This window comes from Jannaschia formosa, assembly GCF_003340555.1.
Lineage (GTDB): Bacteria > Pseudomonadota > Alphaproteobacteria > Rhodobacterales > Rhodobacteraceae > Jannaschia > Jannaschia formosa.
The window spans coordinates 71,280-91,442 of sequence record NZ_QPLJ01000012.1 but is presented as its reverse complement, the minus strand read 5'-3'; the positions used below and the strand labels follow the sequence as shown (position 1 = coordinate 91,442).

The window sequence follows — 20,163 nt, the reverse complement described above, 5'->3', positions numbered from 1 at the left end:
CGCTGGCAATTCTCCGCCGCCCGCCCCATGCTGGCGGCCATGAACATCGTCGTCCTTTCCGGCGCGGGCCTCAGCGCCGAGCAGGGGCTGGGCACCTTCCGTGACGCAGACGGGCTCTGGACCCGCTATCCGCTCGAACGGGTGGCCACGCCCGAGGGCTTCGCCGCCGATCCCGCGCTCGTTCACGATTTCTACAACGCCCGCCGCGCCAACATGCGGGAGGCCGTGCCGGGCGCGGCGCATGAGGCGCTGGCCCGCCTGTCGCGCCGGCCGGGGGTGACGCTGGTGACGCAGAACGTGGACGACCTGCTGGAGCGGGCGGGCGCCGAAGGCGTGATCCACATGCACGGAGAGCTGACCCGCGCGCTCTGCCACGCTTGCGGCGCCCGCTGGCAGGCGCCCGAGGCGATGGCCCCCGGCGATCCCTGTCCCGCCTGCGCGCGAGCGGCCACGCGCCCCGACATCGTCTGGTTCGGCGAGATTCCCTACCGCATGGAGGAGATCGAGGCGGCGCTGGCCCGCGCCGACCTCTTCGTCAGCATCGGCACCTCGGGCACGGTCTACCCGGCGGCGGGCTTCGTCGAACTGGCCCGGATGGCGGGCGCCGAGACGCTGGAGCTTAATCTGGAGGCATCCGGCGGCCGATTCGACGTCACCCGCGAAGGACCGGCCAGCCGGATCGTGCCGGCCTGGGTTGCGGAGATCCTGCCGCAATGAGACCTTTGCCGACAGCGATGGCCGGTCTAGCTTAAATCCGTCACGTTCTCGAAAGGATCCTGCCCATGGCCTACCTGCCCCTTATCCTGCTTCTCGGACTGCTCGCGATGACGGTCTATTTCCTGCGCGCCACCTCGGCCGCTGTCGACAAGGGCAAGCCCGTCGGCGGCATGGGCGGCGGCGCCGTCATGGACCAGGCGAAGGAAGACAAGAAGAAGGCGGACGAGAGGAAGGCGAACGAGGACTGAGCCGGTCCTCCGCCTTCGGACGAAAAAGGCCCCCGCCAGCGGCGGGGGCCTTCTGCCGTCCTGGGGACGGGATCAGGCTTGCAGCGCGGCGGCGGTGGTATCCGACGACTTCTGGATGTCGCGCTTGATCTTCAGCGCCTTCGCCGACAGGTCCGCATCCTTGGCCTTGGCCAGGAAGGCGTCGAGCCCGCCGCGATGATCGACCGTGCGCAGCGCCGAGGCCGAGATGCGCAGCTTGAACGACCGGCCCAGCGTTTCGGACTGGAGCGTGGTGTCGTTCAGGTTCGGCAGGAAGCGACGCCGGGTCTTGTTGTTGGCGTGGGAGACGTTGTTGCCCGACATCGGGCCTTTTCCGGTGAGCTCGCAGACGCGCGACATGGGGCACCTATGGGGATCAGGGTTCATCAAAAGGCGAGCAGGGCCGTAAACGGCCCCGCGGTCGCGCCCGTCTAAGGGGCCGGGGCCGGGGCGTCAAGCGCCCCGCAACGATTCCAGCATCTCCGCCGCCGCGGCCTCGGGCGCGCGGTCGCCTTGGGCCACGGCCTGCGCGAGCCCGCGCATCCGGTCGCGCGTCGCCGGGTCCCGCTCCAGCCGCGCGAGCAGCCCCTCGCGGACCTGCTCCTCGAACCAGCGCGCGGCCTGCGCGGCGCGAGTCCCCTGCCAATGGCCCGTCTCGCGGCGCCAGTCGGCCAGCGCCCGCATCTCGTCCCAGGCGCGGTCGAGCCCGTCGCCGGTCACGGCCGAGACGGGCAGGGCCTTCGGAAAGCCCGCCGGGTCCTGCGGCCGCTTGCGCAACAGGCGCAGCGCGCCCGCGTAGTCGGCCACGGTGCGGGTTGCGGCAGCCTTCAGGTCGCCATCCGCCTTGTTGACCAGGATCAGGTCGGCGATCTCCATGATGCCGCGCTTGACGCCCTGCAGCTCGTCGCCCCCCGCCGGGGCCAGCAGCAGCGTGAAGAGGTCGCACATCCCCGCCACCATCGTCTCGGACTGGCCGACGCCCACCGTCTCGATCAGCACCACGTCGACCCCGGCCGCCTCGCAGAGGCTGACGGCCTCGCGCGTGCGGCGTGCGACGCCGCCCAGATGCGTGGCCGAGGGCGAGGGCCGGATGAAGGCGCGGGGCTCGCGGCTCAGCCGCTCCATCCGTGTCTTGTCGCCCAGGATCGAGCCGCCGGTGCGGGTCGAGCTCGGATCGACGGCCAGCACGGCGACGCGCTTGCCCTCGGCGCAGAGCTTCATCCCGAAGGCCTCGATGAAGGTCGACTTGCCGACGCCGGGCGTGCCGGACAGGCCGATCCGCAGCGCCTCCCGCCCTTCCTGGCGCAGCGCGTCGAGCAGCGCCGCCGCCCGCGCGCGGTGGTCGGTGCGGGTGCTCTCGACGAGGGTGATCGCGCGCGACAGGGCGCGGCGGTCTCCCTCGAGCAGCGGGCGATGGAGCGGGTCATCGGTCATGACGCCGGGGATGCCCGAGGCGGCAGGGCGGGGCAAGCCGGTCCCGTGCCTGACGCGCGTTCCGAATTGCCTCCGGTCCCGAGCCTGCTACCTTGGCGGCCGAACGGCCGGAGCGGGACAATGGAACCAGTAATCGGGATCGTCGGGGGCTCCGGCCTCTACGGCGTGGACGGGCTGACCGGCGCCGAATGGCGCGCGGTCGAGACACCTTGGGGCGCGCCCTCGGACGCGCTGCTGCACGGCACGCTCGACGGCACGCGCATGGTGTTCCTGCCCCGTCACGGGCGCGGCCATGTCCACACGCCCTCGACCGTGCCCTACCGCGCCAACCTCGCCGCGATGAAGGCGGCGGGGGTCACCCATCTCGTCTCGGTCTCGGCCGTCGGCTCCTTCCGGGAGGAGATGGCGCCGGGCCACCTGGTAATCGTCGACCAGTTCGTCGACCGGACTGTGGCGCGCGCGGCCAGCTTCTTCGACACGGGGCTCGTCGCCCATGTCTCGATGGCGCACCCGGTCTGCGCCGCGCTCGCCGCCGCCTGCGCGCGGGCGGGCCGCGCGGCGGGCGCGACGGTGCACGAGGGCGGGACCTATCTCGCGATGGAGGGGCCGCAATTCTCCTCGGTTGCCGAATCGCGGCTTTACCGAAGCTGGGGCTGCGACGTCATCGGCATGACCAACCTGCCCGAGGCCCGGCTCGCCCGTGAGGCGGAGCTGCATTACGCGACCGTCGCGATGGTCACCGATTACGACGCCTGGCACGACGGCCACGACGCGGTCGCGGTCTCGGACGTGATCGCGACGCTGAAGGCCAACGTGGCGACCGCCGCCGCCCTGGTGGCAGCCCTGCCCGCCGAGGTCGGCGGCGCCTGCGAGACCGGCTGCGCCACGGCGCTGGACCATGCGATCATGACCGCCCCCGATGCGCGCGATTCCGCGATGGTCGAGCGCCTGCGCCCGATCGCGGGCCGCCTGTTGTGAAGCTGGTCGCGCTGCTGCTGGCCGCGACGCCGGTCGCGGCGCAGGAATTCGTGGAGGCGCCCGCCAAGCTGTCCGACGACGCCTTCTACCGCGCCGTCGCCTGCGCCGCCCCGCCCGGGGAGTCCTGCCGCAAGCCGCTGCTGCGCTGGTCGGACGCGCGGCGCACCGACCTGACCGTCGGGCTGGTCAGCGTCGCCGATGTGCTTCAGCCCTATCAGATGCGCCTCTTCGAGCAGGGGCTGGCCGGCGCGGTGGAGGAGATCAACGCCCTCGGGGCGGGCATTCGGCTGCGCCGCGACGACAAGGCGCCCGACATCGCCATCCACGTCGTCGCGACGCCCCCCGGCGGGGTGATGACCGGGACCGGGATCCCGGCGCTCGACGGGGCGCTGCTGCCCCTGGGTCGCGTGGCCCTGCGCGCCCGGGACGGCGTGATCACCGAGGCGATGATCGCCGTCTCGGCCAAGGCCCGGCGGCGGGAGGTCGCCTCGGTCCTGCTGGAGGAGATCACGCAGGCGATGGGTCTGATGACCGATATCTCCGGCCCCGCCTATCGCCGCTCGGTCTTCAGCGAGGACGGCAACTCCGTCACCCGGCTGGAGGGGCAGGACGCGATGGCACTTCGTCGCCACTATGGCGAGCCGGGGGACTGACGCAAACGGCACGTCGGTCTGTTCGCCTCGATCGCTCGTTTCATCCCCTCGCCCGGCGCTTGCGCGCCCCGGCGCGATGCGCTTTGCCTGTCCGGGCGGGCGCGCTGACCCGGCTGTAACGAGGGGACCCCGTGCGATGCAGAACAAGACCGTCCGCGACTACATCCGCACGATCCCGGATTTCCCCCATGCGGGGATCATGTTCCGCGACGTGACCACGCTTTTCGCGGATGCGCGCGGCATGCGGCTCTGCGTGGACCAGCTGCTCGACCCCTTCGCGGGCGGCCAGATCGACGCCATTGCGGGGCTGGAGGCGCGGGGCTTCATCCTCGGTGGCGCGATGGCGCATCAGCTCGGCAAGGGCTTCGTCCCGATCCGCAAGAAGGGCAAGCTGCCTGGCCCGACCTTCGCACAGGACTATGCGCTGGAATACGGGCAGGCCACGGTGGAGGTGCACCGGGACGCGCTGCCCGCCGGCTCGAAGGTGCTGCTGGTCGACGACCTTCTGGCCACCGGCGGCACCGCCAGGGCGGGCATCGCCCTGCTGGAACGGCTGGGCTGCGAGGTGATCGGCTGCGCCTTCGTCATCGACCTGCCGGAGCTCGGCGGCCGCGCCGCGCTGGAGGCGATGGGCATGCCGATCCACGCGCTCTGCGAATTCGAAGGCGCCTGACTCCCACTTCCCGGGCCGTAAGGCCCGCCACCTAAAGACCACCACCGACGCGGCGGGACCCTGCCGCGCGGGCAGTCGCGCATTTCCGACAAAAACGGTTGCCTTTGTCTTTCCCCTCGGTATGAAGGGCGCACCACTACCCGACAATAATAGTCGGAAAATCTTCTGGGAGTTCCTGATGACCCGATCCCTTCTCGCCTTCCTCGCCGCGACCGTCGCGCTGCCCGTCTTCGCGCAGGACCAGCAGCTGTCCGGCGAGCTGAACCTCTATTCCTCGCGCCATTACGACACCGACGAGCGGCTCTATTCCGATTTCGAGGAAATGACCGGCGTGACCATCAACCGCATCGAGGGCAATGCCGACGAGCTGATCGCCCGGATGGAAGCCGAGGGCGCCAATTCCCCGGCGGACGTGCTTCTGACCGTCGACACCTCGCGCCTGCATCGCGCCGACGAGGCGGGCCTTCTGCAAAGCGTCGACTCCGAGATCCTCGAAGAGCGCATTCCCGCGCAGTACCAGGACGACGAGAACCAGTGGTTCGGCTTCTCGCTCCGCAGCCGCATCATCTTCTTTGACAAGGAGGCGGTCGAGAACCCGCCGCAGACCTATGCCGACCTCGCGAACGACGAGTACGAGGGCATGATCTGCATCCGGTCCTCGACCAACACCTACAACCAGACGCTTCTGGCCTCGATCATCGAGAACGAGGGCGAAGAGGCCGCGCGCGAGTGGGCGCAGGGCATCGTCGAGAACATGGCACGGGATCCGCAGGGCGGCGACACCGACCAGCTTCTCGGACTGGTCTCGGGCGAGTGCAGCATCGCCGTGTCGAACACGTATTACTTCGCCCGCGCGCTCGCCAGCGATGTGGATGGTCTGACCGGAAACACCGACCAGGTCGGCTGGGTGTTCCCGAACCAGGACTCGACCGGCGCGCATGTGAACCTCTCGGGAGGCGGCGTGGCCGCGAACGCGCCGAACCGCGAGAACGCAGTGGCCTTCCTGGAATATCTCGCCTCGGACAGCGCGCAGCAGTACTTCGCCGCCGGCAACAACGAATACCCGGTCGTCGAGAGCGTCGAGACGACTGCGGCGGTCCAGCAGCTGGGCGACTTCACCGCGGACGACGTGAAACTTTCGTCGGTGGCCGAGAACCTCGAGACCGCGAACCGCATCTTCGCCGAGGTCGGCTGGGAGTGAGCGCCGTGCCGGGCCCTCCCTGCGGCCCGGCAACCCGCCTGAGGATTCTTTCCGCTCGTTAGCGAATTGGTAAGACTCTGCAGGCTACCCAAGGCTGGTGGCTTCGGCAGACAGCCACTCATTCCCCCAGCGCCCCGTCTCCCCCCGAAGACGGGGCGCGTTTCCTTTTGGCCCGGCGGCGCGCCTATGGCCGCAGCACCGCTCCGGGGTTCATGATCCCCTTCGGGTCCAGCGCCGCCTTGATCGCGCGCATCGCGGCCAGCTTGGTCGGGTCGACATAGCGTTCCAGGTCGCCGACCTTCAGCCGCCCGACGCCGTGCTCGGCGCTAACCGAGCCGCCATGCGCCTCGACCAGATCGTGCACGGCGCGCTTGATCTCGTTGCGCTGGTGCTCGTGATCGGCGCGGCTGCGGCCCGGCATCGGGAAGACGTTGTAATGCAGGTTGCCGTCGCCGACATGGCCGAAGCAGTTGATGCGGAAGTCGCCGACCTTCGCCACGACCTCGGACCCCTCGGCGATGAAGCGCGGGATCGCGGCCAGCGGGACCGAGATGTCGTGGCTGCTGACCGCGCCGATGTTGCGGTTCGCCTGCGGGATGGATTCGCGCACCGCCCAGAAATCGTCACGCTGCGCCTCGGACTGCGCGATCACCCCGTCGCTGACCAGATCCGCCTCGGCAGCCGCCTCGAACAGGCCGGTCAGCGCCGCCTCCGGATCGCCGGAGCCGCCGAGTCCGAGGTCGATCAGCACCGACCAGTCCGGCCGCCCGAGCGGCAGGCGGATGTCGGGCATCGTCTCTGCCAGGAAGTCGAGCCCCATCCCGTCGATCAACTCGAAGGCGGACACGCCCTCGCCGATCCGGTCGCGCGCGAGGTTCAGCAGCTCCAGTGCGGCGGCCGGATCGCGGACGACCATCATCGCGGCCCCGGTCTTCGCGGGCCGCGGCAGCAGCTTCAGCGTCGCCGCCGTAATGATCCCCAGCGTCCCCTCGGCCCCGATCAGCAGGTGGCGCATGTCGTAGCCGGTGTTGTTCTTGCGCAGCGGCGACAGCCCGCGCAGCACCGACCCGTCCGGCAGCACCGCCTCCAGCCCGAGGCAGAGGTCGCGCGCATTGCCGTAGCGCAGCACGTTCACGCCGCCCGCATTGGTCGCAAGGATGCCTCCGATCCGGGCCGAGCCCTGCGAGGCGATGGTCAGCGGGAACAGCCGGTCGGCCTCGGCCGCGACCTCCTGCGCGCGCTGCAGGATCACGCCCGCCTCGAGGACCATGGCGTTCTCGACCGGATCGACGGAGCGGATGGCGGTCATCCGCTCCAGCGACAGGATCACCGGGGACTCGAGGTCGCCCGAGACCTGCCCGCCGACCAGCCCGGTGCCCCCGCCATAGGGCACGATCGGCACGCCCCGCGCCCCGCAGGCCCGGACGATGGCCGCGACCTCTTCGGTGGAGGAGGGCGCGAGCAGCAGGCCGCCGGTCCCGGCCCAGCGGCCCCGCGGCTCCTCCAGGAAGCGCGGCTCCAGCTCGCGGAAGGCCGAGGCGGAGAGGTCGGCGCGCAGCGCGTCGGCGAAGGCGGCATTCGCCGGGGCGTAGGTCATTCGGGCTCCGTCAGGTAGGCGGGACGCAGCACGACGATGGTCGGCCGCGAGGGCAGGGTCCGCAGCGAGACCTCGAGATGGTTGTCGTCGCGGCGCTCGATAAGGAAATCGCCCTCCATCCCGGCGAGGAAGCGCTGCAGCGCGCTCTCCCCGAACCAGTGCATCGGGATCACGATGGACGAACGCAGCCGGGTCAGGACCCGGATCATGGTGTCGATGTCCAGCGTCAGCCCTCCGTCCACGGGCGCCATGACGACGTCCAGACGCCCGAGCGCGGCATACTGCTCGGCCGAGGGCTCGTGATGCAGGTGGCCCAGATGCCCGATGCAGAGCCCGCCGACCTCGAAGACGAAGATCGCGTTTCCGTTCTCTTCGACCCCGCCGCCGAAGCGCGACCGGATATCGGTCGAGACGGACCGCACCAGCATCTCGCCGAGGTCCAGATGGTGGTCCACCGGCTCGCCGACGATCTCGGACCAGCCGGGCAGGACATGGGCAATGCCGGGATCGGGCGTCGGGTCCCAGTGGGAGATATGGGCGCGATTCATCGTCACCACGTCGGGCAGGTCGGCCGCGCCGATGAAGCCGACATAGTCGGTCACGGCGCGCAGGCCGCCCGCCGTCTCCAGCATGAACATGGCATGGTCGATATAGCTCAGCCGCACGGTGTACTCGTCCGGCAGCGGCGCGCGGTAGCTGGCCTTCCGGACATATTCCAGCCCCGGCGCCTCGGCGATGGCGATGCAATGGCTGGGGCGGCGATCCCGGTCCTGCGCCAGCGCCGCGGCGGGCAGGAGCATCAGGCAGGCGAGCAGTCGTAGCATGGCGGTCCCTCCTGCGGGACAGCATAGCGCACCGGCATCAGGCTTCACCTCACAATCCGCGCCCCGCCCTCATCCGGGCGCGCCCTGCTTTCGATGCTCCGAAAATATGCCGGGGGAGTCGCCCGCAGGGCGACGGCGGCAGGGCCCCCGCGCCGCCGGCCTCAGGCCGGGCGGGCGCCGACATAGCTCCAGGCGAGGTCCAGCTCGTGCATGTCGAAGGTCTTAGCCTCGACCGGGATGATCTTGCCCATCGCCTCGATCATCGCCTTGGCGCTGTCGGGGGCGCCGACGGTGACGTAGCGGCCGACCTTGGCGACGGAGCGGACCTGCGAGGTCATCGCGTCCCAGTTCATCGAGGCGCCCATCTCGCTGCCCTCGAAGCGGCGGAAGATCAGCAGCATGTTGACCTCCTGGTGCCGGTCGAAGGCCTCGTTCATGGTCTCGCCCATGGCCTTCATCTCGGCGGCGGAGACCTTCCCGTCGATCTCGAAGGCGTAGACGGTCGGGGAGGTGGTGCTGATCTGGCGGACGGCGTGGGGCATGGGGCTCTCCTCGGATGTGTCGTGGCCGAACGCGCGGGGCCGCCCTGCGGTTGCGTCTCGCGCCGTTCTCAGTCCCGGGCCTTCACCGTTCCCGCCTTTACTGCCAGATCGCGGGCGATGGCGAAGCCGCCCTTGATGCGGTCGGCCTCGGTCGGGAACTCCTCCAGCACGACCAGCTTGTCGCCCTTGATCTTCGCGCCGCCCTTGCGGTCCTGGATGAACTCGACCAGCCCCTCGGGGCGGGCGAAGCGGTTGCCGTGGAACTCCACCGTGGCGCCCTTGTCGCCGACATTCAGCTTCTCGATCCCGGCGGCCTTGCACATCGCCTTGATGCGCACGACGCGCATCAGCACGTTCACCTCGCGCGGAAGCGGGCCGAAGCGGTCGATCAGCTCGGCGGCGAAGCCCTCCAGCTCGACCTTCTTCTCCAGCCCCGACAGGCGGCGGTAAAGGCCGAGACGGACATCCAGGTCGACGACGTAGTCCTCGGGGATGAGCACCGGCACGCCCAGCGCGATCTGCGGCGACCAGTCGTCCGACAGCGCATCGGCCAGCCCCGCGTCGCCCGCCTTCAGCTTCTGGATCGTCTCTTCCAGCATCGACTGGTAGAGTTCGAACCCGACCTCCTTGATATGGCCCGACTGCTCCTCGCCGACGATGTTGCCGCCGCCGCGCAGGTCCAGGTCTTGCGAGGCGATGTTGAAACCCGCCCCGAGCGCGTCGAGCGACCCCAGCGCCTTCAGCCGCCGCTCCGCCTGCGGGGTCAGCTTCGACTTGGGCTTGGTCGTGAGGTAAGCATAGGCCCGCGTCTTGGAGCGTCCGACCCGCCCCCGGATCTGGTAGAGCTGGCTCAACCCGAACATGTCGGCGCGCCAGATGACCATCGTGTTGGCGGTGGGGATGTCGATCCCGCTTTCGATGATCGTGGTCGACAGCAGCACGTCGTAGCGCCCGTCGTAGAAGGCGTTCATCCGCTCGTCGAGATCGCCCGCAGCGAGCTGGCCGTGGGCGATCACATAGGTCAGCTCGGGCAGCTGCTCGCGCAGGAAGGCCTCCATCTCGGGCAGGTCCGAGATGCGGGGGACGACGAAGAAGGACTGGCCGCCGCGGTAATGCTCCCGCAGCAGCGCCTCGCGGACGGTCACGGCGTCGAATTCCGAGACATAGGTGCGGATGGCGAGGCGGTCGACCGGGGGCGTCCCGATGATCGACAGGTCGCGCACGCCGGTCAGCGACATCTGCAGCGTGCGGGGGATCGGCGTGGCCGACAGCGTCAGGACGTGGACGTCCGACCGCATCTCCTTCAGGCGCTCCTTGTGGGTGACGCCGAAATGCTGCTCTTCGTCGATGATCAGCAGGCCGAGGTCGCGGAACTTCACCTGCTTGGCCAGCAGGGCATGGGTGCCGATGGCGATGTCGACGGTGCCTTCGGCGATGCCGCGCCGGGTCTCGGTGGCGACCTTCGCCGGCACGAAGCGGCTGAGCTGGCGCACCGCGAGCGGCAGGCCCCGGAACCGGTCCTGGAACGACTTGGCGTGCTGGCGGGCCAGCAGCGTGGTCGGCGCGATGACGGCGACCTGCTTTCCGCTCGTGGCGGCGATGAAGGCCGCGCGCATGGCGACCTCGGTCTTGCCGAAGCCCACGTCCCCCACGATCAGCCGGTCCATCGGCGTGCCGCTGGCGAGGTCCGTGGCGACGTCCTCGATGGCCTGCATCTGGTCGTCCGTCTCCTCGTAGGGGAAGCGGGCGGCGAAGCTCTCCCACATGTCGCGGGGCGCCTCCAGGATGTTGCCCTTGCGCAGGGCGCGCTCGGCGGCGATGCGCATCAGCCGCTCGGCGATCTGGCGGATACGCTCCTTCAGTTTGGCCTTGCGCGCCTGCCAGGCGCCGCCGCCCAGCCGGTCGAGCAGCCCCTCCTCGGAGCCGTAGCGGCTGAGCAGCTCGATATTCTCGACCGGCAGGAACAGCCGGTCGCCGCCTGCGTATTCCAGCGCCAGGCATTCGTGCGGGGCGCCGGCCGCCGTGACCGTCTCGAAGCCCGTGAACCGGCCGACGCCGTGGTCGACATGGACGACGAGGTCGCCGACCGACAGCGACTGCGCCTCGCTGAGGAAGTTCTCGGCCCGGCGCTTCTTCTTCTTGCCGCGGATCAGGCGCTCGCCCAGCACGTCCTGTTCCGAAATGACCGTCAGCCGGGTCTTGCCCGCCGGGCCCTCGAAGCCCCGTTCCAGCGGCCAGACGGCAAGGCCGACCTCGCCCTTCTCCACGTCCTTCGCAGAGCGGATGGGCCGCGCGCCCGCCACGCCCTGGTCTTCCAGCAGGCCCTGCAGACGCTCCCGCGCGCCGCCGGAATAGGAGGCGATGACGACCGCCCCCTCCTTGCGCTTCTCGGCGATGTGCCCGGCCAGCACCTCGAACAGGTTCACCCCCTCCAGTTGCCGCTCGGCCGCGAAGCTGCGCCCGACCCGCCCGCCCGCGTCGATCACGCCGGGGCCGGGGGCGGCGGCGAAGGGCGACAGGTGCAGCGCCCGCCTGCCCGCAAGCGCCGCCTCGAAGGCGTCGGGCGAGAGGTACAACCCGGAGGGCGGGGCGGGCTTGTAGACCGAATCGACGCGGCCCTTGGCGGTCATCGCCTCGCGCCGGTTGTCGTACATGTCGATGATCTGGGCCCACCGCTCCGCATGGTGGGCGGGGGTGGCGTCGTCCAGCACCCAGGAGGCGTCGGGCAGGACCTCGGGCAGCGTCTCCAGCGTCTCGTGGAAGAAGCTGAGCCAGTGCTCGATGCCCTGCGCCTTCCGCCCCGCCGTGACTGCCTCATAGAGCGGGTCGTCCGTCCCCGCCGCGCCGAACTCGATCCGGTAGGTCTGGCGGAAGCGGGTGATGGCCGGCCCGTCGAGGATGACCTCGGAGACGGGGGCGAGCTCGATCGCCTTCAGCTGCTCGGTCGTGCGCTGGGTGACGGGGTCGAAGCGGCGCAGCCCGTCGAGCGTGTCGCCGAAGAGGTCGAGCCGCACCGGCGCGGGCTGGCCCGGCGGCCAGATGTCGATGATGCCGCCGCGGGGCGACCAGTCGCCGGGCTCCATCACCGTGGGCGTCTGGGTGAACCCCATGCGCACGAGGAAGTCACGCAGGGCGGCCTCATCGATGCGCTGGTCGACATGGGCGGCGAAGCCGGCGCCCTTCAGCGTCCTGCGCGACGGCACCCGCTGCGTCGCCGCGGCCAGCGTCGTCAGCAGGACGAACTTCCCCGACAGCCCATGTGCCAGCGCCGTGAGCGTGGCCATGCGGGTGGCCGAAATCTCGGCGGCGGGGGACACCCGGTCATAGGGCAGGCAGTCCCAGGCGGGCAGGCGCAGGACGGTCGTGCCCGGCGCGTGGAAGCGTAGCGCGGCGGCCATCGCCTCGGCCCGCTTGTCGTCGCGGGCGACATGGACGACGGGATGGCCCCGCTCCAGCTCGCGCAGGACGAGGCGGGCGTCGAACCCCTCGGGCGCGCCGCCCGCGCGGATGTGCCCGGCGGGAAGGGGGCGGCGGGCGGTGTCGGCTTCGGTCTCGGGGGCGGCGCTGTCGGGCATCGCGGTCAGGTAACGGCTCCGGCGGCGGTGTCAACGGCGCGGGGCGATGCCCTCATGGGAAGACGTCAGCCGAGCGCGGAATGGTTCATGTTGATCCACATGCCGAACATCGAGGTCACGAAGATCGCCACGACGCCCACGCCCTGCACCATGCGCCGGTGCTGCGCCAGCAGGTTGCCCAGGTCGACCGGGTCCAGCCCCTCGTCGATCCGGCGCGCCGTGCGCACCGTCAGCCAGAAGACGACCATCATCGGCAGGAACAGCAGCAGCAGCGCCTGCGCGAACTCGATCCAGTAGAGAAAGCCCAGCAGCGTCAGGGTCGTGACCATGAAGAAGGTCAGCGCTGTCGAGATCAGCCCCGTCGCGTCGGCGATGAACAGGATCCGCCGCGCCTGGATGTTGGCCAGCACGACCATGTCGTCCAGCGCCTGCGGCTCGCCGGCGGCGGCCCGGCGCACGAGGTCGAAGGGCACGCCCACCACCCAGTGAGAGGCGGTCGACCACAGCGCCGCGAGCGCGATCCAGAACCACAGGTTCGAGAACGAGCGGAAGTCGATCAGCTCGAGCGCGGTGTCCAGAAGGGAGATGTCCAAGGGGCCCTGCTGCCTCGTGTCTTCTGCGGCCCCCCGGTGTCGCCCGGCGCCCCGGCGGGTGCAAGGGCGCGGGGCGCTTGAACCCCGTCCCCCGCCATGCGACCCATCCGAGGTGTCGCACAGGTGCATCATGCCGAACCAAGCCCCGCCCGCCTTTCCCCTGTCGCGTCCGCGCCGGATGCGCCGCACGCCCGCGCTCCGCGCGCTCATGCGCGAGGACAGGCTCTCCACCGACGACCTGATCTGGCCCGTCTTCCTGTGCGACGGCGAGGGCGTCACCCAGGAGGTGGCGTCGATGCCCGGCGTCCTCCGCCGCTCGGTCGACCTGACGGTCGAGGCCGCCGCCGAGGCGCATGCAGCGGGCATCCGGGCGATCTGCCTCTTTCCCTATACCGACGCCTCGGTGAAGACCCCCGACTGCGCCGAGGCCTGGAACCCCGAGAACCTGACGAACCGCGCGATCCGCGGCATCAAGGCCGCAGTCCCCGACATCGCGGTGATGACCGATATCGCGCTCGACCCCTACAACCCGGACGGGCATGACGGCTTCGTCCGCGACGGGATCATCCTCAACGACGAGTCTGTCGAGGCGCTGGTGAAGATGGCGCTGGCCCAGGCCGAGGCGGGGGCCGACATTCTCGGGCCCTCGGACATGATGGACGGGCGCATCGGCGCGATGCGTGCGGCGCTGGAGGAGGCGGGCCACGGCCAGGTGACGATCATGTCCTACGCCGCCAAGTTCGCGAGCGCGTTCTACGGCCCCTTCCGTGACGCGGTCGGCGCCTCGGGCGCGCTGAAGGGGGACAAGAAGACCTACCAGCTCGACCCGCTCAACGCCGAGGAGGCGCTGCGCTGCGTCGGCCGCGACATCGCGGAGGGCGCGGACATGGTCATGGTCAAGCCGGGCATGCCCTATCTCGACGTCTGCCGCCGGGTGAAGGACCACTTCGGGCTGCCGACCTATGCCTACCAGGTCTCGGGCGAATACGCGATGATCCGGGCGGCGGCGGGCAATGGCTGGATCGACGGCGAGAAGGCCATGATGGAGAGCCTGATGGCCTTCCGCCGCGCCGGCTGCGACGGGGTGCTGACCTATTTCGCCCCCGAGGCGGCGGCGCTGATCCGGGCGGGATGGGAGTAGGGCTGTCGTAGAAAGTTCCGCCGGGACCCGTTTTCGACGTCCCTACGAGGGCGACATCCCTTCATTCCTCTGCCTGAGGGTCGTGCGGGGGCCAGAGCCCCCCGGGATCCCGTGCTCTCGGCACGCCTAGGCGGGCACGGAGGCCCGCGGATCCTCCGCCCCGCGCTGCGGACGATTGTGGAGCCGCCCGCCGCCCGCTAGGTCCACCCCATGAACGAGCCCATCCACATCCTGCGCCCCTCGGCGCCCCGCCGCGCCTTCGGCTTTGCCGTGCAGGTCGCGCTGGGGCTGGCGCTGCTCTATCTCGCGGTGGCGCACCCGCCGCAGGTTCTGGGCTGGCGGCTGTTCCTGATCGCGCTGGGGATCGCCGCGCTGATGCTGGGGCAGCGCGGCTGGACCGGCTCCGCGCAGGGAATCGTGCTCGATGCCCATGGCCTGCGCGAGGAGAGCGGGCGTTCCATCGCCCCGCTCGACCGGATCGCCTCGGTCGACCGGGCGCTGTTCAGCTTCAAGCCCTCGAACGGTTTCCTGATCCGGCTCGACGCGCCGCTCGGCCGCGCCTGGGTCCCGGGCATGTGGTGGCGGATCGGCCGGCGCGTCGGCATCGGCGGCGTCACCCGCGGGGCCGAGACGAAGATCATGGCCGACGCGCTGTCGTTGATGATCGCGCAGCGGGACGCCCGGGAAGGCTGAGCCGCGTCACACGGGGCGCGCGCCTCGACCGGCCGAGGCACAATATCGACCCGCTGGTCCGCCTCCGACGAAAGGCGGGAGATGCAGCCTCGCCGGGGACCCTGCCGCGCAGACACGCCGGCGCGTTGCCGCCCATAGCGCTCAGCCCCCTGCCACCCCCGCCTCGGCGAAGGTCGCCATGCCGGAATGGCAGGCCAGCGCGCCGCGCAGCACCTGCACCGCCAGCGCCGCGCCCGAGCCTTCGCCCAGCCGCAGCCCGAGGTCGAGCAGGGGCCGCTTGCCCATCGCCTCGAGCATCCGCCGATGCGCGCCCTCCTCCGACAGATGCCCGGCCACGCAGTGGTCCAGCGCGTCCGCCCGCTCTGCCCGCAGCGCCAGCGCGGCGGCGCCGCAGATGAAGCCGTCGAGGATCACCGGCACCCGCCGCGCCCGCGCCCCCGCGATGGCCCCCGCCATCGCCGCGATCTCGCGCCCCCCCAGCGCGGCCAGCACGGCAAACCCCTCGCGCCCCGGATTGGCGGCGAGCCCCGCCGCGACCGCCGCCTCCTTCCGGGCCAGCCCCGAATCGTCGACCCCGGTGCCGCGCCCGGCCCAGCCGGTCCCGCCCAGCAGCGCGGCGGCGATGGCGGCGGCCGAGGTGGTGTTTCCGATTCCCATCTCGCCGGCCACCAGCAGGTCGGCGCCTGCGTCCACCGCCGCCCAGCCGGTGGCGAAGGCGGCGCAGCAGTCGGCCTCGGTCATCGCAGGGCCTTCGGTGAAGTCCGCCGTGGGCCGGTCGAGCTCCAGCGCGTGGACGTCCATCCGCGCCCCCGCCAGTTCCGACAGCTGGTTGATCGCTGCCCCGCCCGCGCGGAAATTTGCGACCATCTGCACCGTCACCTCGGCCGGGAAGGCGCTGACGCCCCGCGCGGCGACGCCGTGATTGCCCGCGAAGACGACCACCTGCGGCGCGGCGATCTGCGGCCGCGGGTCGCCGCGCCAGCCGGCATACCATTGTGCCAGCTCCTCCAGCCTTCCCAGGGCGCCCGGGGGCTTGGTCAGCTGGGCGTTGCGGTCGGCGGCGCCCGCGGCCGCCGCGGCGTCGGGGCCGGGCAGGGCGGCGAGCGCGGCACGGAGGGCGGAGAAGCTGCTGAGGTCGGTCATGGTGCCCGTGTGGCCGCGTCTTTACCGGGGCGCAAGCGCCGGTTAAGGGCGCGGAAACCCTGAGCACAAGCCGCCCATGTCTCTCCGCTCCGACCTCGTCTCGGCCACGTTGCTGCTGACCCGCCTGCCGGTGCGCGGGACGCCGACGGCGCGCGCCGCCGACGCGGCCTGGGCCTGGCCGCTGGCCGGCCTTCTCGTCGGCCTGCCCGCCGGTCTTGCCGGGATGGCGGTCGCGGCGTCGAACCTGCCCGGCGGGCTGGCCGCCGCGGTCGCGCTGACCGTCCTGGTGGTGCTGACCGGGGCGATGCACGAGGACGGGCTGGCCGATTGCGCCGACGGCTTCTGGGGCGGCTTCGATCCCGCGCGTCGGCTGGAGATCATGCGCGATTCGCGCATCGGCACCTATGGCGTGCTGGCGCTGGGCCTGTCGCTGATCGCCCGCTGGGTCCTGCTGGAACTGGCGCTGGCGCAGGGAAACCTGCTGGGCGCCTGCCTCGTCGCGGGCGTCGTCAGCCGCGCGCCGATGGCGGTGCTGCTGCGCCACCTGCCGCCCGCGCGCGAGGACGGGCTGGCGCATGGGGCGGGGCGGCCCGGCGCACGCGCGGTCTGGGTCGGGCTCGGCTTCGCCGCGCTGGCGCTGGCCAGCCAGGGCGTCTTGCACGCGCTCTTCGGCGCGGGGCTCGCCCTGCTGGCGGCGGCGGGGGTCGCCGCGCTCGCCCGCGCCAAGATCGGGGGGCAGACCGGCGACGTCCTGGGCGCAACCCAACAACTTTCCGAAATCGCCGTTCTCGCCGCGCTCGTCGCGCGTTAGGGTCCGGGCATGACGCTCTGGCAGCGAATCCTCGAGGCGCTGGCCCGGCTCGCCCCCGGCGAGCGCCTGCTGTCCCTGTTCGACCGACTCCGCACCCCGCCGGAGCGGTCGGTCGCCTTCACCATCGCGGTGATCGCGCTGGGCGCGAAGATGGCCAAGGCCGACGGGCAGGTGACCCGCGCCGAGGTCGCGGCCTTCCGCGAGGTCTTCCTCATCCCGAAGGGCGAGGAGGACAACGCCGCGCGCGTCTTCGACCTGGCCCGAACCGACGTGGCCGGCTTCGAGGCCTATGCCACCCGCATCGCCGCCATGTTCGAGAGCGACCGCGCCGTTCTCCTCGACCTGATGGAGGGGCTGTTCCACATCGCGGTGGCCGACGGCGCCTATCACCCGGCCGAGGACGCCTTCCTCACCCGCGTGGCCGAGATCTTCGGCCTGGAGGAGCGGGTCTTCCGGTCGCTGCGGGCCCGTCTGGTGCCCGGCCGCGACCCCGACTGCTGGGAGGTGCTGGGCGTCGAGCACGGCGCGCCCATGGAGGAGGTCCGCGCCGCCTGGCGCGCCCTGGTGCGCGAGACCCATCCCGACCGGATGGTCGCCCGCGGCCTGCCCGAAGAGGCCGTGAAGCTTGCCGAGAAGCGGCTGGTCGCCGTCAACCGCGCCTGGGAGAGGATCCAGGCGGGCACCGCGTGACCGATGCGCCGGGGGCGTTCCGGCTGGCGGCTTGGAACGTGGAATGGTTCGACCGGCTGTTCGACGACGCCGCCCGGCCCGACCGCTCCGCCGGGATCGGCCGCTACGGGGTGAGCAAGGCCCGCCAGCTCGATGCCGTCGCCGCCGTGATGCGCCGGATCGACGCCGACGCGCTGGTGATCGTCGAGGCGCCCGACGTCTCCGAACGCCGCGCCGGGGGCGCCGCCCTGGAAATCTTCGCCGAGGAGGCCGGGCTGCGCACCCGGCGCGCGCGGCTGGGCTTCCCGAACGAGACCCAGCAGGAGATCGCGCTGCTCTACGACCCCGACCGCGTCGCCCCCCGCCACGCCCCGGGCGAGAGCGCGGCCGCCCCCCGCTTCGACAAGGTCTTCGGGATGGATCTCGATCTCGACCTGCGATCCGACACGCTGCTCTGGTCGAAGCCCCCGCTGGAGCTGGACCTCGACACGCCTGCCGGGGCGCTGCACCTGATCGGCGTGCATGCCAAGTCCAAGGCCGCCCATGGCGCGACGGACGCGCAGGACGCGCTGCGCATCGCGATCCTGAACCGCCGCAAGCAGCTCGCCCAATGCATCTGGCTTCGCGCCCGGGTCGACCAGCGGCTGGCCGAGGGGCGCAGCCTGGTCGTCGCGGGCGATTTCAACGACGGGCCGGGGCTCGACCGGTTCGAATCGCTCTTCGGCCGCTCGGGCGTCGAGATCGTGCTGGGCAGCGGCCCGACCGCGCTGCACGACCCGGCGGCCGTCCCGCCCCGGATCGGGGCCGCCGCGCCCAGTACGGCGCGGTTCTGGGACGCCTCGGCCGAGCGCTACATGAACGCGCTGCTCGACTTCGCGATGGTCAGCGCCGATCTGATACCCCGCGCGCGCTGGCGCATCCTGCACCCGTTCGATTCCCCCGAGGCGCTGGCCGACCCGGAGCTGCAGCGCGACCTGCTCGACGCCTCGGACCATTTCCCGGTCGTCCTTGATCTGACGGGCGCCGACGCCAACATATAGGGCATGAGAGTCCTGCTGATCCTGCCCTTCCTCGCCCTGCCCGCCGCCGCTCAGGAGGTGGAGCCCCCCTCGGTCATGGAACGGGGCCTGCGGCTCTTCATGGACGGGCTCATGCAGGAGATGGAGCCTGCCTTCCGTGATCTGGAGGATCTGGCCGAAGGTGCCAAACCGCTTCTGGAGAACTGGGGCGAGACGCTGAGCGGCATCGACCTGAACCGCTACCACGCGCCCGAAGTGCTGGAGAACGGCGACATCCTCATCCGCCGCAAGCAGCCCGGCGAGATCGAGGTCACGCCGAACGAGGACGGGTCTATCGACCTCTGAGGCTCAGCACCTGCTGCGCCGCCCCCGCCAGCAGCAGGTAGGTCGAGCTCAGCCCGAAGGCCCAGGCCCAGGCCCCCGACAGTCCGAACTCGCCCCAGGCGGCCATCACCGCAAGGATCATCCAGGCGATCGAGACGGCCAGCGTCAGCGGCCGCCAGCGCGCGGTCCGCGTCGGATGGACGAAGCGGATCGGCAGGAACATCGCCGCCGACAGCACCAGCGACAGCACCAGCACGACCCACGGGTTGGGCTGCAGCACGAAGACGACCAGCGCGACCATGTTCCAGCAGCCCGGAAAGCCCTCGAAGCTGGCATCCTCGGTCTTCATCTGCACATCCGCGAAATAGAGCGCCGAGGCGAAGGGGATCACGATCAGCATGCCCCAGCCCGCCCAGCCCGGCACGATCCCCGACGCATAGAGCGCGTAGGCCGGGATGAAGACATAGGTCAGGTAGTCGATGATCAGGTCCAGCAGCACCCCGTCGAAGCGCGCCGCATGCAGCTTCACGTCGTAGCGGCGGGCCAGCGGCCCGTCGATGCCGTCGACGAACAGGGCGGCCAGCAGCCACAGGAACATCCACGACCAGTTCGCCTCGACCGCCGCGAGCAGGGCGAACATGGCGAAGACGGCGCCCGTCGCCGTCAGCGCGTGGACGGAATGGGCCCGGGTCCGCGACCATTTGGGGGTCTGCTGCATGCCGCGACGATGGCGGAGCCGGGCAGGGGGCGCAAGCGGACTTCCCACGCCTCAGAGCGCGCGGGCGATCTGCTCGGCCAGTTGCAGCCAGGCCGCCTCGTGGGCGGCGATGATGGTGACGTAGTCGAAGGAGGTCATCGGCACCTGGATCGAGAAGGTCTCGACCTCGCCGCGCCCCTCCTCGCGGCGGATGGCGTAGCTGCCGGTGAAGCGCAGGCTGCCGGCGGCAAGCACGATCATGTCCTCTACGAAGATCGAGACCTCCGCATCGGGGAAGCCGCCCAGCGGCCAGGGCTCCACCGCGACCTCCGCGTCCGTGATCAGGTTCAGGTGGCGCATCAGCGACCCCGCCAGCGCGCGGTCCGGCAGGTCGGCCCAGAGCTGGCCGGTATCCGTCGTCAGCGACCCGTCCGGCTGCTGGATCGGGATCTCCTGGTTGACCGCGTATTCCGGGATCGACGCCTCGTTGATCATCACGGTGTCCGGCCCGACGTTCAGGCGCAGCTCCGAGGAGCTGGGCGGCGGGACGTAGAACTGGGTCTGGCTGCAGGCGGCCAGCGCCAGAACGAAGGGGAGGGTCAGGCGCATCGGT

At 71.0% G+C, this 20,163-nt stretch carries 22 protein-coding genes; 12 read left to right on the top strand and 10 right to left on the bottom strand.

The window, feature by feature from the left end:
* The first annotated feature begins 39 nt into the window (after window positions 1–39).
* Together DR046_RS13600 and DR046_RS13595 are read left to right on the top strand one after the other, a co-directional pair.
* Entirely contained in the window at window positions 40–717 is a 678-nt protein-coding gene (locus DR046_RS13600; protein ID WP_115382978.1) for an NAD-dependent deacylase, read from the top strand.
* Between the two features lie 65 nt (window positions 718–782).
* Window positions 783–965 (top strand): hypothetical protein, encoded by a 183-nt coding sequence (locus DR046_RS13595; RefSeq protein ID WP_115382935.1) that lies wholly within the window; start codon window positions 783–785, stop codon window positions 963–965.
* Between the two features lie 72 nt (window positions 966–1,037).
* Here the strand turns inward: DR046_RS13595 and rpmB are convergent, their stop codons facing one another.
* Entirely contained in the window at window positions 1,038–1,343 is a 306-nt protein-coding gene (gene rpmB, locus DR046_RS13590) for a 50S ribosomal protein L28 (protein WP_115382934.1), read from the bottom strand.
* 93 nt (window positions 1,344–1,436) lie between these two features.
* Window positions 1,437–2,417 carry a methylmalonyl Co-A mutase-associated GTPase MeaB gene (gene meaB / locus DR046_RS13585; RefSeq protein ID WP_115382977.1) on the bottom strand — a complete coding sequence of 327 codons (981 nt, stop codon included), beginning with the start codon at window positions 2,415–2,417 and terminating at the stop codon, window positions 1,437–1,439.
* A 120-nt stretch (window positions 2,418–2,537) separates the two neighbouring features.
* On the opposite strand from meaB, the gene DR046_RS13580 reads away from it, so the two are divergent.
* The 4 genes from DR046_RS13580 (at window position 2,538) to DR046_RS13565 (ending at window position 5,922) form a co-directional block, all read left to right on the top strand.
* The gene (locus DR046_RS13580) at window positions 2,538–3,395 is read left to right on the top strand and encodes an S-methyl-5'-thioadenosine phosphorylase (protein ID WP_115382933.1); all 858 of its coding nucleotides are present in this window, start codon (window positions 2,538–2,540) and stop codon (window positions 3,393–3,395) included.
* Window positions 3,392–4,048 carry a DUF2927 domain-containing protein gene (locus DR046_RS13575; protein ID WP_115382932.1) on the top strand — a complete coding sequence of 219 codons (657 nt, stop codon included), beginning with the start codon at window positions 3,392–3,394 and terminating at the stop codon, window positions 4,046–4,048. The genes DR046_RS13580 and DR046_RS13575 overlap by 4 nt, the downstream gene beginning before the upstream one ends.
* A gap of 136 nt (window positions 4,049–4,184) precedes the next feature.
* Window positions 4,185–4,721: an adenine phosphoribosyltransferase gene (locus DR046_RS13570; protein ID WP_115382931.1), complete on the top strand. Its 537-nt coding sequence runs from the start codon at window positions 4,185–4,187 to the stop codon at window positions 4,719–4,721.
* Window positions 4,722–4,899: 178 nt separating this feature from the next.
* Window positions 4,900–5,922: an extracellular solute-binding protein gene (locus DR046_RS13565; protein WP_115382930.1), complete on the top strand. Its 1,023-nt coding sequence runs from the start codon at window positions 4,900–4,902 to the stop codon at window positions 5,920–5,922.
* A 184-nt stretch (window positions 5,923–6,106) separates the two neighbouring features.
* Here DR046_RS13565 and DR046_RS13560 read toward each other — a convergent pair whose 3' ends face one another.
* From DR046_RS13560 to DR046_RS13540, 5 genes are all read right to left on the bottom strand, one after another.
* Window positions 6,107–7,519 (bottom strand): FAD-binding oxidoreductase, encoded by a 1,413-nt coding sequence (locus tag DR046_RS13560; protein WP_115382929.1) that lies wholly within the window; start codon window positions 7,517–7,519, stop codon window positions 6,107–6,109.
* Window positions 7,516–8,343, bottom strand: a complete 828-nt coding sequence (locus DR046_RS13555; RefSeq protein ID WP_115382928.1) for an MBL fold metallo-hydrolase — start codon at window positions 8,341–8,343, stop codon at window positions 7,516–7,518. The genes DR046_RS13560 and DR046_RS13555 overlap by 4 nt, the downstream gene beginning before the upstream one ends.
* Window positions 8,344–8,504: 161 nt before the next feature.
* Window positions 8,505–8,885: a SpoIIAA family protein gene (locus tag DR046_RS13550; RefSeq protein WP_115382927.1), complete on the bottom strand. Its 381-nt coding sequence runs from the start codon at window positions 8,883–8,885 to the stop codon at window positions 8,505–8,507.
* Window positions 8,886–8,953: 68 nt separating this feature from the next.
* Window positions 8,954–12,460, bottom strand: a complete 3,507-nt coding sequence (mfd, locus tag DR046_RS13545) for a transcription-repair coupling factor (RefSeq protein WP_115382926.1) — start codon at window positions 12,458–12,460, stop codon at window positions 8,954–8,956.
* A gap of 65 nt (window positions 12,461–12,525) precedes the next feature.
* Window positions 12,526–13,047, bottom strand: coding sequence for a component of SufBCD complex (locus DR046_RS13540; protein WP_115382976.1), 522 nt, complete (start codon window positions 13,045–13,047; stop codon window positions 12,526–12,528).
* Window positions 13,048–13,180: 133 nt separating this feature from the next.
* Between DR046_RS13540 and hemB the strand changes: the two genes are divergently transcribed.
* Together hemB and DR046_RS13530 are read left to right on the top strand one after the other, a co-directional pair.
* On the top strand, window positions 13,181–14,194 hold the full coding sequence (gene hemB, locus DR046_RS13535; RefSeq protein ID WP_167767112.1) for a porphobilinogen synthase: 1,014 nt from the start codon (window positions 13,181–13,183) through the stop codon (window positions 14,192–14,194).
* A gap of 210 nt (window positions 14,195–14,404) precedes the next feature.
* On the top strand, window positions 14,405–14,887 hold the full coding sequence (locus DR046_RS13530) for a hypothetical protein (protein WP_115382924.1): 483 nt from the start codon (window positions 14,405–14,407) through the stop codon (window positions 14,885–14,887).
* A 141-nt stretch (window positions 14,888–15,028) separates the two neighbouring features.
* Here DR046_RS13530 and cobT read toward each other — a convergent pair whose 3' ends face one another.
* On the bottom strand, window positions 15,029–16,030 hold the full coding sequence (cobT, locus tag DR046_RS13525) for a nicotinate-nucleotide--dimethylbenzimidazole phosphoribosyltransferase (RefSeq protein WP_115382923.1): 1,002 nt from the start codon (window positions 16,028–16,030) through the stop codon (window positions 15,029–15,031).
* A gap of 76 nt (window positions 16,031–16,106) precedes the next feature.
* On the opposite strand from cobT, the gene cobS reads away from it, so the two are divergent.
* From cobS to DR046_RS13505, 4 genes are read left to right on the top strand one after another with little or no spacing between them, the layout of a single operon-like run.
* The gene (gene cobS, locus DR046_RS13520; RefSeq protein WP_115382922.1) at window positions 16,107–16,841 is read left to right on the top strand and encodes an adenosylcobinamide-GDP ribazoletransferase; all 735 of its coding nucleotides are present in this window, start codon (window positions 16,107–16,109) and stop codon (window positions 16,839–16,841) included.
* A 9-nt stretch (window positions 16,842–16,850) separates the two neighbouring features.
* Window positions 16,851–17,531, top strand: coding sequence for a molecular chaperone DjiA (locus tag DR046_RS13515; protein ID WP_115382921.1), 681 nt, complete (start codon window positions 16,851–16,853; stop codon window positions 17,529–17,531).
* Window positions 17,528–18,550, top strand: coding sequence for an endonuclease/exonuclease/phosphatase family protein (locus DR046_RS13510; protein ID WP_115382920.1), 1,023 nt, complete (start codon window positions 17,528–17,530; stop codon window positions 18,548–18,550). Before DR046_RS13515 ends, DR046_RS13510 begins: the two co-directional genes overlap by 4 nt.
* Before the next feature lie 3 nt (window positions 18,551–18,553).
* Window positions 18,554–18,874 carry a hypothetical protein gene (locus DR046_RS13505; RefSeq protein WP_115382919.1) on the top strand — a complete coding sequence of 107 codons (321 nt, stop codon included), beginning with the start codon at window positions 18,554–18,556 and terminating at the stop codon, window positions 18,872–18,874.
* On the opposite strand, the gene DR046_RS13500 is transcribed toward DR046_RS13505, so the two are convergent.
* Together DR046_RS13500 and DR046_RS13495 are read right to left on the bottom strand one after the other, a co-directional pair.
* Entirely contained in the window at window positions 18,861–19,571 is a 711-nt protein-coding gene (locus DR046_RS13500; protein ID WP_115382918.1) for a CDP-alcohol phosphatidyltransferase family protein, read from the bottom strand. The two genes, DR046_RS13505 and DR046_RS13500, sit on opposite strands and share 14 nt — an antisense overlap.
* Before the next feature lie 51 nt (window positions 19,572–19,622).
* Window positions 19,623–20,159: a PqiC family protein gene (locus DR046_RS13495; RefSeq protein ID WP_167767110.1), complete on the bottom strand. Its 537-nt coding sequence runs from the start codon at window positions 20,157–20,159 to the stop codon at window positions 19,623–19,625.
* Between the last annotated feature and the right edge of the window lie 4 nt (window positions 20,160–20,163).